The 12,719-nt window shown below is 76.0% G+C and carries 13 protein-coding genes; 9 read left to right on the top strand and 4 right to left on the bottom strand.

The window, feature by feature from the left end:
* Positions 1–207, top strand: coding sequence for a hypothetical protein (locus tag NP064_RS14450; RefSeq protein ID WP_227570164.1), 207 nt, complete (start codon positions 1–3; stop codon positions 205–207).
* A 5-nt stretch (positions 208–212) separates the two neighbouring features.
* On the opposite strand, the gene NP064_RS14445 is transcribed toward NP064_RS14450, so the two are convergent.
* Both NP064_RS14445 and NP064_RS14440 read right to left on the bottom strand, forming a co-directional pair.
* Complete coding sequence (locus NP064_RS14445) at positions 213–1,316, bottom strand: formate/nitrite transporter family protein (protein ID WP_227570165.1); 1,104 nt, start codon at positions 1,314–1,316, stop codon at positions 213–215.
* 108 nt (positions 1,317–1,424) lie between these two features.
* Positions 1,425–2,816 carry an NAD-dependent malic enzyme gene (locus tag NP064_RS14440; RefSeq protein ID WP_227570166.1) on the bottom strand — a complete coding sequence of 464 codons (1,392 nt, stop codon included), beginning with the start codon at positions 2,814–2,816 and terminating at the stop codon, positions 1,425–1,427.
* A 75-nt stretch (positions 2,817–2,891) separates the two neighbouring features.
* Between NP064_RS14440 and NP064_RS14435 the strand changes: the two genes are divergently transcribed.
* Positions 2,892–3,782, top strand: a complete 891-nt coding sequence (locus NP064_RS14435; RefSeq protein WP_227570167.1) for a Fic family protein — start codon at positions 2,892–2,894, stop codon at positions 3,780–3,782.
* A 291-nt stretch (positions 3,783–4,073) separates the two neighbouring features.
* Here the strand turns inward: NP064_RS14435 and NP064_RS14430 are convergent, their stop codons facing one another.
* Positions 4,074–4,928, bottom strand: a complete 855-nt coding sequence (locus tag NP064_RS14430; RefSeq protein ID WP_227570168.1) for an HAD family hydrolase — start codon at positions 4,926–4,928, stop codon at positions 4,074–4,076.
* 299 nt (positions 4,929–5,227) lie between these two features.
* Here NP064_RS14430 and ssd point away from each other — a divergent pair, with 299 nt between their 5' ends.
* The 7 genes from ssd to NP064_RS14395 all read left to right on the top strand — a co-directional run bounded on the left by ssd (position 5,228) and on the right by NP064_RS14395 (position 9,890).
* Entirely contained in the window at positions 5,228–5,962 is a 735-nt protein-coding gene (gene ssd / locus NP064_RS14425; RefSeq protein ID WP_227570169.1) for a septum site-determining protein Ssd, read from the top strand.
* Positions 5,959–7,251 carry a TadA family conjugal transfer-associated ATPase gene (locus tag NP064_RS14420; protein ID WP_227570170.1) on the top strand — a complete coding sequence of 431 codons (1,293 nt, stop codon included), beginning with the start codon at positions 5,959–5,961 and terminating at the stop codon, positions 7,249–7,251. The genes ssd and NP064_RS14420 overlap by 4 nt, the downstream gene beginning before the upstream one ends.
* Positions 7,248–8,012, top strand: a complete 765-nt coding sequence (locus tag NP064_RS14415) for a type II secretion system F family protein (protein WP_227570171.1) — start codon at positions 7,248–7,250, stop codon at positions 8,010–8,012. The genes NP064_RS14420 and NP064_RS14415 overlap by 4 nt, the downstream gene beginning before the upstream one ends.
* A complete protein-coding gene (locus NP064_RS14410) occupies positions 8,009–8,584 on the top strand; it encodes a type II secretion system F family protein (protein WP_227570172.1) in 576 nt (191 codons plus the stop codon). The genes NP064_RS14415 and NP064_RS14410 overlap by 4 nt, the downstream gene beginning before the upstream one ends.
* A gap of 171 nt (positions 8,585–8,755) precedes the next feature.
* The gene (locus NP064_RS14405; protein ID WP_227570173.1) at positions 8,756–9,070 is read left to right on the top strand and encodes a DUF4244 domain-containing protein; all 315 of its coding nucleotides are present in this window, start codon (positions 8,756–8,758) and stop codon (positions 9,068–9,070) included.
* Positions 9,067–9,429 (top strand): TadE family type IV pilus minor pilin, encoded by a 363-nt coding sequence (locus NP064_RS14400; protein ID WP_227570174.1) that lies wholly within the window; start codon positions 9,067–9,069, stop codon positions 9,427–9,429. The genes NP064_RS14405 and NP064_RS14400 overlap by 4 nt, the downstream gene beginning before the upstream one ends.
* Positions 9,430–9,518: 89 nt before the next feature.
* Entirely contained in the window at positions 9,519–9,890 is a 372-nt protein-coding gene (locus NP064_RS14395) for an Rv3654c family TadE-like protein (RefSeq protein ID WP_227570175.1), read from the top strand.
* A 131-nt stretch (positions 9,891–10,021) separates the two neighbouring features.
* Here NP064_RS14395 and NP064_RS14390 read toward each other — a convergent pair whose 3' ends face one another.
* Entirely contained in the window at positions 10,022–12,553 is a 2,532-nt protein-coding gene (locus tag NP064_RS14390) for a DEAD/DEAH box helicase (protein WP_227570176.1), read from the bottom strand.
* Between the last annotated feature and the right edge of the window lie 166 nt (positions 12,554–12,719).

The raw sequence follows: 12,719 nt of genomic DNA, 5'->3' as shown, positions 1-12,719 counted from the left end.
ATGAGCACGCGCGAGCAGTCAGCCGTGACGCACGAGCAGGCAGAGCCCGTCGAGCCGGCGCCGGTGATGGCGGTCCCGGCGCCCGTGGCGGCCGGCAACGCCAAGGTGCGGATGCTGGCGTTGGGCCTGTGGGGCGTCGTGGGAGGCCTGCTGGTCTACGGGGTCGTGCAGACCGTGATGAAGGCGGGGGCGCTCTTCGGCGGCTGACGCCGTCAGGGGCGGGTCGGCGTCCGTCGTCCCGCCCCGTCGGCGTGCCGACCGGCTGCGGGCGTCTCGGCGACCAGCGGCCCAGGGCGGCGGACCAGCGGGACGTCGTGCCGGGAGGCGGCGGAACCGACGGGGGCGATGACGCCCACGGCGGCCACGCCGCCCACGGTGCCCACGGTCGAGACCGCGCCCATGCCCGCCGGGGAGGTCGCGCTCGCGGTGGCGGCCAGGGATGTGGCGGTGGCCATCGCGGCCGTGGCGGCCACGGCCGGGGCGCCGCCCGCCGGGACGGAGGTGGCGGCGGGCGCCGGGTCCACGGCAGGGGCCTCGAGGGGCGCCGGGCGGCCCGCCGCGTAGGCGTAGGCGGCGCCGACGAGCAACCCGCCGCCGACGAGGTTGCCGAGGCCCACGGCTGCGACGTTGCGGCCCAGCTCCATCCACGAGGCGTGCGGCAGGCCACCGAGCAGGCCCAGCGAGAACGTGGTCATGTTGGCGACGACGTGCTCGAAGCCCGAGGTGATGAACACCATGACGCAGGCGAAGATCATCGCGATCTTCGCTCCCTCCGAGCGCAGCCGCGCCGCCGACCAGATCGCGAGGCAGACCAGGAGGTTGCACAGGATGCCGCGGAAGAACAGCTGGGTGGTCGTCTCGGCGGCCTTGTGCTCCACCATCCACGCGATCGTGCGGCCGGCGTCCGTGGCGGGGCCGAGCGCGCCCGAGAGGTGCACCAGCGTCGCGAACAGCAGCGCGCCCAGGAAGTTGCCCGCCAGGCAGAAGACCAGGGTCGCGGCGGCGCGGCCCCAGCTGATCGACTTGCCGAGGGCGCCCTGGGTCAGCGTCATCATCGCGGAGGTCGCGAGCTCGCCGCCGGCCACCACGACGATGGTCAGCGCGACCCCGAAGACCAGGCCCTGCACCAGCGGGGCCCACGGCGACCCCGCCACCGCCAGCGGGCCGCCGGCGGTGGTCATGATGACGACCCCGATGCCGATGTACGCCCCGGCGAGCATGGTGTGCACGAGATAGACGCCCGGGGTCCGGGTGAGGGCCGCCTTCTTCTTGGCAGCAGCGCCTTGCTGGTCGAGCGTCTCCGAGATGCTGAGCATGGGACACATCGTGCGCGCGTTTTCAGGGCTAGTCATGGGACGAAAGCCCGATCATGGCCGCCGAGACGCGATACACGTCCCAGCGGGGCGGAGGGCCCGGGCGGGGGCTCAGACGGCCGCGCGGGCCGCCTGCTCGACGGCGGCCGCCACCACCGCCGTCACGTCGGGGTGGAAGACGCTCGGCACGATGTACGTCGGGTTCAGCTCGTCGTCGTGCACCACCGAGGCGAGCGCCTGGGCCGCCGCCAGCAGCATCGACTCGGTGATCCGGTGGGACTGCGCGTCGAGCAGCCCGCGGAACACCCCGGGGAACGCGAGCACGTTGTTGATCTGGTTCGCGAAGTCCGAGCGGCCGGTGCCCACCACCGCGGCGTGCAGGGCCGCGACCTCGGGCTCGATCTCCGGGCGCGGGTTGGCCAGGGCGAACACGATCGCGTCGGGCGCCATCGTCGCCACGTCGTCGCCGTCGATCACGTCCGGCGCGGAGACGCCCACGAACACGTCGGCCCCCGCCAGCGCGGCGCGCAGCGTGCCCGTGACGCCCCGCGGGTTGGTGCTCGCGGCGGTCCAGTCCAGCTCGGGCCGCAGCCCGGCACGCGCCGGGTGGACCACGCCGTCGATGTCGGCCACGACCACGTCCCGGGCGCCCGCGGCGAGCAGCAGCTTGAGCACGGCGGTGCCGGCGGCGCCCGCGCCGGACAGCACGATCCGCACCTCGGGCAGCTTCTTCTCCACCACCCGCAGCGCGTTCGTCAGCGCCGCCACCACCACGATGGCCGTGCCGTGCTGGTCGTCGTGGAACACCGGGATGTCGAGCCGCTCGCGCAGCCGCCGCTCGATCTCGAAGCAGCGGGGCGCGGAGATGTCCTCGAGGTTGATCCCGGCGAACACCGGGGCGATGGCGCACACCGCCTCGACGATCTGGTCGATGTCGGTGGTGTCCAGAGCGATGGGGAACGCGTCGATGTCCGCGAAGCGCTTGAACAGGACTGCCTTTCCCTCCATCACCGGCAGCGCCGCCAGCGGGCCCAGGTTCCCTAGGCCGAGCACTGCGGTGCCGTCGGTGACCACTGCGACCGTGTTCCGCTTGATGGTCAGCCGCCGGGCGTCCTCCGGGTGGGCGGCGATGGCCTCGCACACCCGCGCCACGCCGGGCGTGTAGACCATCGAAAGATCGTCACGGTTGCGCAGCGGCACCTTCGACTCGACCGACAGCTTGCCGCCGAGGTGCAGCAGGAACGTCCGGTCGCTCACCCGCTCGACCGTGACGCCGTCGAGCATCCGCAGCGCCTCGACGATGTCGGAGGCGTGCGCCTCGCCGCGCGTCGCGCACGTCACGTCCACGGTGATCCGCTCGTGCCCCGAGGCCGTGACGTCGAGCGCCGTGACGATTCCGCCCTCGCGCTCGATCGCCGTGGTGAGCTCGCTGACGGCGGTGGGCCGCGCCTCCACCTGGAGGCGGGCGGTGATGGACGACGAGACGCTGGGGGCGGAGGCCATGGCGCACAGTGTGGCCTGGACCATCGCCCGGCGCCCAGGCCCGGCGCCCGGGCGCGTCGCCTTAGGGTTGAGCCTGTGGCGGGAGCAGCAGCGCAGGACACAGGCCCGGACGCGCTCGCGGGGATCGCCGCGCTGCCAGGCGTCCCCGAGGCAGTCGACGCCGCGCGCGCAGCCTGCGAGGAGCTGCGGTGGCATGAGGCCTACCGCCGGCGGTGGCGAGGGGTGCGCGCTGAGGCGACCGTGCGCAGCGCCCGGTCCAGCGCCGCGCTGGAGGGCGCGCGCGTGCCCCTCGAGGTGGTGCGGGCGATGCTCGTCGGCGCGGAGCCGGCCGGTGGCCAGGAGCATCTGATCGCCCTCGGGGCCTTGCGCGCGGGCGCCCACGTGGAGCGCCTCATGCCCGACCTCGGAGCCCGCGGCGCCACGCGGCTCCCACCGTTCGGCCAGCTCGTCGCCGGGGTGCACAGCGCCGCCGCGGCGGGATGGCTCCCCGACGACCAGCTCGGACGGCTGCGGCTGGACGAGGGCCCGGCGGACCTGCGCGGGCTGGGGCCCGCCGTCGCCGGGCCGGAGCTGGCGGCGCGCCTCGACCTGCTGGGCCAGGTGGTGCGGGACACGGCCGCCCCCGCGCTCGTCGTGGCCGCCGTAACGCATGGGGAGCTGCTCACGTTGCGCCCGTTCGCCGCCGGCAACGGCGTGGTGGCCCGCGCGGTCGCGCGTGTCCTGCTCACCGCCCGCGGGCTCGACCCCACCGGTTCCGTGGTGGCAGAGGCCGCCTGGGCGCAGGCGGCCAACCCCTACCTGGGGGCGGCCGCCGGGTTCGCCACCGGCGCCCCTGAGGGTGTCGCGCGGTGGGTGCAGGTGTGCGCCGAGGCGGTGGTGGAGGGAGCGGGGCGGGCACGCGACATCGCTGACGCGGTGCTCGCGGGGCGGTTGGACGGCGAGCAATCAGACGCCGGTCAGGGCTGAGGGCCCCGCGCCGCACGGGGAACGTCTCCAGACAGGACAACGGCGCCCTTGCGGACGCCGCTGCCGAACAAACGACGTGAGAGATATCAAGCGTGCACAAGGTGTCGTTGGGGGCGATGCCCCGGCCGACCTGTCCGTACGGGGACTGTTCGCGCGTGGGTTCCCTCACGTCATTCTGTTGTGATTCCTTGGTACTCCTGAGGGCAGCGCATTTCAAGGACCGTGCGCAATCTGAGCGGAATGTCCGGAGTCGCGGGCCACATCGCGGATCGGGCGTCCGGATGGCGGACCTCAGCCGCGGCGCCGGGCCCTGACCACGAGCCGCCATGCCAGCAGAGCGGCGCCGAGCAGCACGAGCCCGGCCGTGAGCGCCGCCGGCCGGCCGGGGCGCAGCAGCGCGTGCAGCGGCACAGGCCGGGTGAAGGTCAGCACCTCCCACCCCTCCTGCGCGGCCAGCCGGCGCAGCGCCCGATCCGGGTTCACGGCCGAGGCGTTTCCCACGGCGCCGAGCATCGGGGCGTCGGTGATGGAGTCGGAGTAGGCGTAGCTCGCCTCGAGGTCGTAGCCGTTCCTCGCGGCGAGCTCGCGGATCGCGACCTCCTTGTGGGGGCCGTACGCGTAGAAGTCGATCTCGCCGGTGTACCGGCCGTCGGCGACTCCCATGCGGGTGGCGATGACGTGGTCCGCGCCGAGCAGCGCCGCGATCGGGCGCACCACCTCGCCGCCTGACGCCGAGACGATCACGACGTCCCGGCCGGCCGCGTGGTGCTCGTCGATCAGCGCGACGGCCTCCGCGTAGACCGCGGCGTCGATCGACTCGTGCAGCGTGTCCTCGACGATGGCCGAGACCTGCGCGACCTCCCAGCCGGCGACCATCCGGGAGAGCTCGCGGCGCAGGCGTTCGGTCTGGTTCGCGTCAGCCGCCCCGACCAGGTAGAAGAACTGGGCGTACGCCGTGCGCAGCACAGCACGCTTGGTCAGGAGGCCGCCCGCCAGGAACGGCCGCGAGAACGCGGTGGCGGAGGACGTCGAGATGATCGTCTTGTCGAGGTCGAAGAAGGCGGCGGTCTTGGGCTGGGCGCGCGGCGCTGTGGGGCGCGCACCCTCGTGTGCCCCGTGATCGGCGCCTGCCGCGTCCGTCGCCATGCCGCTCCTCGTCCGCTCCTCGCCCCGCCGAGCCTAACGGCCCTGGCAGGCCTTGGTCAGGTGGGACACGACCGGCAGGGGAGTCGCAGGGGACGGGTGGGCCATCCGCATAGTCAGCCTCGCGCGTGCGCGCCACCCACAGCCCTGCCCGCCCACCCGGTCCACCACGGGTGAGGGGGCAGGACCGTCCCGCGGCGCCTGAGGGCTCCAAGGATCGGGTGGTCCCCGCCACTCATGATCCTCACGGCTGGAGGCGGCGCCCCGACCCACGGCGCGCGAGGCGAATGCGGGAGGCGCAGATGGGGTGGGACGACGTCGGGTCGCGCGGTGTCAGAGGGAACAGTGGTGGGGCGATCGGGGTGGTCGGGGCGCGCGGTGGCGTGGGGGCGTCGACGCTCGCCGCCGCCCTCGCCCGACGGCTGGCCCGCCACGGCCCCACCTGCCTGGTCGATCTGGAGCATGCCGGGGGCGGGATCGACGTGCTGGTCGGGCTCGAGGACTCGACCGGCCTGCGCTGGCCCGACCTCGCCGACGCCCGGGGCGCCGTCGCCGGAGACGAGCTGGCCGCGCTGCTCCCACGGTGGGGATCGTGCGCCGTGCTGAGCGCCGACCGCACCAGGCCCGGCCCGCCTCCCGCCGACGCCGTGCCCGACGTGCTGAGCGCGCTCGCCCCGCACCACGCGCACGTCGTGATCGACCTGGACCGGGCCGACGTGCTGGCCCGGGGCCCTGGCCTGGCGGCCTGCCGCACCGCGCTGGTCGTCGTGCCGCGCGACCTCCGCGGCGTCGCCGGGGTGCTCGCGTTGCGCGCGGCCATCCTCGGGATCGTGCCCGACGTGCGACTCGTGGTCCGCGGGCCGGCTCCCGGCGGGCTCGGGGTGCTCGAGCTCGCGCACGTGGTGGACCTGCCCGTCGCGGCCAGCATGGGCCCCGACCGGCGCATCGCCGCCGCGGTCGAGCGCGGCGCCGGGCCGTCCGCACGCCGGGGCCCGCTGGCCCGGGCGGTCGCCTCCCTCACCCGAGAGCTCGCATGAGGCCGGCGACGCCGGGCGCCCGCCCGGCCGTCGAGGCCCGAGCCGGCGCGGGAGGGCGGGACCCTGGGCTGGTCCCGCCCAGCGACGCCCGCAGCGACCGCGATGGCGACTACGACGGCCGTGACGCGCGGATCACCCGCCGGGCTCCCGATCCTGTGCTCGTCGACGACGTGCGGACCCGGCTCGCCCGCCAGGGCGCCCCACCCACCGAGGCGGACGTCACCGCGGCGGTGCGGGCCGCAGGATCGGTGCTGGGCAGCCGGGCGCTCGCCGAGCTCGGCGCCGCGGTGCGCGCCGAGGTGCTCGGCGCCGGGCCCCTCCAGCCGTTCCTGGACGACCCCGCCGTGACCGACGTGCTCGTCAACGCGCCGGACGAGGTGTGGGTCGAGCGTGCCGGGAGGCTCGAACGGGTCGCGGTGGACCTCGGGACGACAGCCCAGGTCCGCGAGCTCGCGGTGCGGCTCGCCGCCGCGGGCGGGCAGCGCCTCGACGACGCCAGGCCCACGGTCGACGCGCGCCTGCCCGACGGCACGCGACTGCACGCCGTGCTGCCCCCGATAGCTGGCGCCTGCACGCTCCTGTCCCTTCGGGCGCTGCGCCAACGGGCCTTCACCCTCGAGGAGCTCGTCGCGGCGGGCGGCGTCGCTCCCGGGCTGGCGCCGGTGCTCCGGGCGCTCGTGGCCGCCCGGGTCAGTTTCCTGGTCTCGGGGGCGACGGGCAGCGGCAAGACGACACTGCTCTCCGCGCTCCTGTCGCTCGCCCCTGCCGACGAGCGGATCGTGTGCATCGAGGAGTCCGGGGAGCTCGCTCCCGCGCATCCCCACGTCGTGCGGCTCCTGGCCCGAGCCGCCAACGTCGACGGGGCGGGCGACATCGGCCTCGCCGAGCTGGTCCGGCAAGCCCTGCGCATGCGCCCCGACCGCATCGTGCTCGGAGAGTGCCGCGGGGCCGAGGTCCGCGAGGTCCTCGCAGCGCTCAACACCGGGCACGACGGCGGCTGCGCGACCGTGCACGCCAACACCGCCGCGGACGTCCCGGCCCGGCTCGAGGCGCTCGCTGCGCTCGCGGGCATGGACCGCGCCACACTCGCGGCCCAGGCGGCGAGCGCCCTGGAGGCGGTGCTGCACCTGCGCCGGGACCACGGCCGCCGCTATGTCGCGGAGATCGCCGTGGTGCGCCGCGACAGGTCTGGCGCGCTGATGGTCGAGACCGCGCTCAGCGTCTCGCCCGGCGGCGTCCCCACCCAGGCCAGCGGCTGGGAGGCGCTGGCCCGCAGGCTCGGCGCGTGAGCACGCTGCTGGCGCTGCTCGTCGCCGCGACAGTCCTCGCTGCCCGGGGCCCCGGCGGGCGCAGAGCGCCCTCGTCGCCGGCCCGTCGGGGAGTGGGTCGACGCGCCGCGCGGATCGAGCTCCAGGCGGGCCGGTTGGCGAGGGCGGCGGACGGCGCCCGGGGCGCGGGGTGGCGCGGCCTCGTGGAGCGGGTCTCCGGGCGGCAGGCAGGTCCCACGGCGCCTCCGTTGGTCGAGCTCGTGGGCGTCGTGAGCGCCGCCCTCCGGGCCGGTCGCCCGCCGGTCGAGGCGTGGCGGGCGGTCGGCGTGCCGACGTCGCCCGACGGCATCCCCGATCTCGGCGCCTTGTTCTCCGTGGTCGGCCCCGGCCCGGGGCGAGCCATGAGGTCCTCGGGATCAGGCGAGCGGAGCGCGCGCCACGTGGAGGCCGTGCGCGCCGCGGCCGTGCTCGCAGTCCGCCTGGGAGCCCCGCTCGCCCCGGTGCTCGAGCGCGTCGCGGAGGGCATCGTGGCGGAGGACGAGATCGAGGCCGAGCGCCGGACCATCCTCGCGGGGCCGCGCTCGACCGCGACAGTCTTGGCCTGGCTGCCGGCGCTCGGGCTCGTCCTCGGCTACGCACTGGGCGCGGACCCGCTGCAGGTGGTGCTGGGCGGTGGGGCGGGCTCCCTCGCGGCGATCCTCGGTGGCGCGCTCCTCCTCGCCGGGCGCTGGTGGACGGCGCGCATGCTCGCGGGCGCCCGGGCGGCGGGGGCCGACGCATGACCCCGATCGGGGTCGGCGTGCTCGTCTCCGTCCTGCTGGTGGGGGCCGGCGCGGGCTGGGCGCTGGGCCCGTGCGTGCGACGTGCCGCGGTCGCGGCCCCTCGGGCAGGCGGCGCGGGCCGAGACCGCGATGCGAGAGCCGTCGCGCCGCTCGACGTGTCGTTGGTGCTCGAGCTGGTCGACGTCGCGCTCGCGACGGGTGTCAGCGTCCCGCACGCGCTGCAGGCCGTCGGCGCGGCGGTCGGGGGCCGCGACGGCGAGGCGCTCGAGCGGACCGGCTCCATGCTCGTGCTCGGCTCGTCGTGGCAGGAGGCATGGGCGCGGGCGCCGCGCCGCCTGGAGGCGGTGGCCCGTTGCCTGGAGCCCGCCTGGAGCGCGGGCTCGGCGCCCGGCGCTGCATTGCGCTCGCAAGCCGCGGCGGTGCGCCGCGGACGCCAGCGGGCCGCTCGTGAGGCCGCCGCGCGCATGGGCGTGCACCTCGTGCTGCCTTTGGGCCTGTGCTTCCTCCCGGCGTTCGTGCTGCTGGGACTGGCCCCGGTGATGCTCTCCCTCGCCGAAGGGCTGCTCCAGTGACGTGCTCCGTCGGAGCGGGCCGATCGCGTGTCTCGGCCACCCACAGCCAGCCGGGGCGTCGTCGGCGCTCCGTGGTCGCGCGGCGGGACTGCCAGCGCCGAGCCCGTCGACGGGACGGTGGTGTCACTCGCGGCCCACGCCCCGTGGGCCGCACCAGATAGGAGGAGCGACATGACGGCACAGACGGAGTACGCGGCGCGGCGGGCGGACCCGGCACAGCAAGCAGACGGGCGCCCGGAGCGGTGCGGAGATGCCACGCCGGTCCGTGCGGCACAGGGGACCGTGCGGCGTGGGCGGCTCGCACGGATGTCGACACGCTGGGCGGAGGCCCGCGACGCCGCAGGGGATCGGGGCATGGCCACGGCCGAGTACGCGATCGCGACGATCGCGGCCGTCGGCCTGGCCGGCCTGCTGGTCGTGGTCCTGCGCAGCGCCGAGGTGCAGGCCCTGCTGCAGGGCATCATCCGCACGGCGCTCTCGACATGACCCACCGCCCGGCGTCGCACGATGAGCGCGAGCGCGGCAGCGCCACGGCCGAGCTGGCCGTGGCGCTGCCAGCGGTCGTCGTGCTGCTGGTCGCCCTGCTCGTCCTCGCGTCGGCTGCCACCACCCAGCTCCGATGCGCCGACGCGGCACGGGCCGGGGCTCGCATCGCGGCGTTGGGCGAGGACGAGGCTGCCGTCGACGAGGTGGTGACCCGGCTGGCGGGCGCGCGCGCCGAGGTCGAGCTCGGGCGGGACGGCGACTGGGTGACGGTCTCGGTCACCAGCCCGTCGACGGTGGGCGCGCTGCACCTGGCCCCCGTGCGGGTCGCCGCCTCCGCCACGGCATGGGTCGAGCCGTGACGCCGCGCGGCGACGCCCGTGCGTCCTCATGGCGTGGGCGGGCCCGTTGCGGCGCGTCCCTGCTCCAGGCTCAGCGGGCGCGCCCGCCGGTGGCCCTCCACCGCGAGGACGGCGAGCGCGGGTCTGGCACGGTGCTCGCGCTGGGGCTGATCGCGGTGGTCGTCCTCCTCATGCTCGCGCTCGGCCTGATGGCCGGCGCCCAGGGCGGTCGCTGGCGCGCCCAGACTGCGGCGGACCTGGCCGCGCTCGCGGGCGCGGAGCACCTCCTCGGCGCGTCGGGCGACGTCGACGGGGCGTGCGCAGTGGCCCGAGAAGCGGTCGAGCGCAACGGCGGTGTGCTCCGCGACTGCGCGCACGAGGGGGCAGGGGTGCTGGGTGTCGCGGTCGACTGCTCCACCCCGGCGGGCCGAGCTCACGCGACGGCCCGCGCAGGGCCCACGACAGCCCGGTGGGGCCGGTGATTGGGCGATGGCGCACCTGACGATCGACGGGAGCATGTGACCCATCGTGGAGCCGTGGCGACCGGCGGAGCCGGCGAGCTTTCGACCGGTGGGGCAATCCGAGGACGGCCGGACGACCCAGGCGCGGCGGGTCAGCTCCCGGGGGAGTGCGCGAGCACCGCGTCGAGCAGCCTGATGGCGGCCGCCTTCTCGAGCGGGTTGTTGGCGTTGCCGCACTTGGGCGACTGCACGCAGGCCGGGCAGCCGCTCGCGCAGCGGCACGTGGCGATGGCCTCCCGGGTGGCGCGCAGCCAGGTCTCCCCGAGCTCGTACCCGCGCTCGGCGAACCCCGCGCCGCCCGGGTAGGCGTCGTGCACGAACACAGTCGCCTGCTCGGTGTCGACGTGCAGGGCGGTGGAGACGCCGCCCAGGTCCCAGCGGTCGCAGGTGGCGAGCAGGGGGAGCAGGCCGATCGAGGCGTGCTCGGCCGCGTGCAGGGCGCCCGGCGCGGTCTCCGCGGTGACGCCCGCCGCCTCGAGCACCTCGGCGGGCGCCGTCCACCACACCGACGACGTGTGCAGGGTGCGGGCCGGCAGGTCGAGCACCTCCGTGCCCAGCGACTGCATGTCGGGGACGCGCTTGCGCTGGTAGCTGACCACCTGCGTGGTGACGTCCACGGCGCCGAAGCCCCACCGCACCGGGCCCCACTGGCGTTCCTGGTCCACCGAGCGGATCTCGGTGGTGGTGACCCACTTGGCCCAGGTGCCGTAGTCGACGTCGCGGCGGGAGACCAGCGCCACGCTGTCGGCCAGGTGGAGCTCGTCCACCACGAACGTCGCCCCCTGGTGCACGTACACGGCGCCGGGGTGGACGGTGGAGTCGGCTGCGGCCGCGTCGACCGTGCCGAGCATGCGGCCGGTGGACAGCTCGACCACGCGCACCGGGTCGCCGCCGGAGCCGCGCAGGTCGGTCAGCCGGGCCGCGGACTCGGCGTGGGTCCAGTACCAGCCGGACGCGCGGCGGCGCAGGGCGCCCCGCGCCACGAGGGAGTCGAGCAGCTCCCGCGTGCGCGGGCCGAACAGGGGCAGGTCCTCCTCGCGCAGCGGCAGCTCGGCGGCGGCGGCGCACAGGTGGGGCGCCAGGACGTATGGGTTGGCAGGGTCGAACACGGTCGCCTCGACCGGGGTGTCGAAGATGGCCTCGGGGTGGTGCACCAGGTAGGTGTCGAGCGGGTCCTCCCGCGCGATGAGCGCCACGAGGCCCTCGGCGCCAGCGCGTCCCGAGCGGCCGGCCTGCTGCCACATCGACACGCGGGTGCCGGGCCAGCCGGAGATGAGCACGACGTCGAGCCCGGAGATGTCCACCCCGAGCTCGAGGGCGTTCGTGGTGGCGAGGGCCCGCAGCCTGCCGTCCCGGATGGCCTGCTCCAACGCACGGCGCTCCTCGGGCAGGTAGCCGCCGCGGTACGCCGCGACCACGCCGCGCAGGCTGGGGTCCACCGCGTCCAGGTGCTCCTGCGCGATGGTCGCCACCGACTCCGCGGACCTGCGGGAACGGGTGAAGGCCAGCGTGCGGGCGCCCGCCGCGGTGAGGTCGGCGAGCAGGTCCGCGGTCTCGACTGTCGCCGATCGGCGGGGACGGTCGGGCTCCTCTGCGACCTGCTCCTGGCCGGTCCCCACCGGTCCGGAGCCCTCCGGCCCGGGGGCGTCTCCCGGCAACGGGGTGGCCCACGGGTCGGCCTCGGGCAGCAGGTCCGACCAGGGCCCGCCGGCCGAGGGCAGCTCGGGAGGCTGCCACAGGGCGAACGTCTTGCGACCGGCGGGGGACGCGTCGTCGGTGACGGCGACGATCTCGCGGCCCTCGCCGCCGACCAGGCGAGCCGCGCTCGCGGCCGGGTCCGAGGTGGTGGCCGAGGCGAGGAGGAACACCGGGCCGGGCGTGGCCGGCCGCCGGGCCTCCTGCGCAGATCCCGGGAGCCTGGGCTGCTGGGGCGCGTACGAGGCGCTGACCCGGTGCAGCCGGCGGAGCACCGCGGAGACGTGGGCGCCGAACACCCCCCGGAAGGCATGGCACTCGTCCACCACGACGTAGCGCAGCGAGCCGAGGAACCGGGACCAGCGACGGTGGTTCGGCAGCAGGGCGAAGTGCAGGAAGTCGGGGTTGGTGAGGACCACGTCGGCGTGCTCCTGCACCCACCGGCGCTCGTCGCGGCCGGTGTCGCCGTCGCAGGTCGCCACGCGCACGTCGCGCGCCCCGGAGGCCGTGAGCACACGCTGGACCGAGCCGAGCTGGTCGGCGGCGAGCGCCTTGGTGGGGGAGAGGTAGAGCACCGAGCCTCGCCGCGCCGCCGACTCGATGCGGCCGGGGTCGAGCGTCCCGGCGGCGACGTCCGCGCGCACGGCGGTGAGGGCCGGAAGCCAGAAGGCGAGCGACTTGCCAGAGCCCGTCGAGGTGGCGAGCACCGTGTGCCTGCCCGACCATGCCGCGTCGGCCGCCTCGGCCTGGTGGCGCCACGGGCGCTCGACGCCCAGGCTCCGATAGCCGCGCACCAGGTCGGGATCGGCCCAGGCGGGCCAGTCCACCTGCTCGCCCGCGCGCGCGGGCAGGTGGCGCAGGTGCGTCAGGCGGTCGCTCCTGCGACCCCCCGCGAGCAGCACATCGAGCAGCTCGCCGGTGTGGACCATGGCGCTCATCCTCCCATCGGCGGCTGGGCTCCTGGCGCGCCCCGGGGCCGCCGACGAGCCCTCGCCCACGGCTCCCGGCAGCGACACGCCGGGCGTTCGGGGGAATGCGCGGAGCGTGTGCCGTGGTGGCGGGCCGCGGGCCTCCCCGGCAGGGACCAAGGTCCCC

This window comes from Cellulomonas chengniuliangii (assembly GCF_024508335.1).
Taxonomy (GTDB): Bacteria; Actinomycetota; Actinomycetes; order Actinomycetales; family Cellulomonadaceae; genus Cellulomonas_A; species Cellulomonas_A chengniuliangii.
The sequence above is the reverse complement of the archived record's forward strand: the minus strand, read 5'-3'. Positions and strand labels throughout refer to the sequence as shown.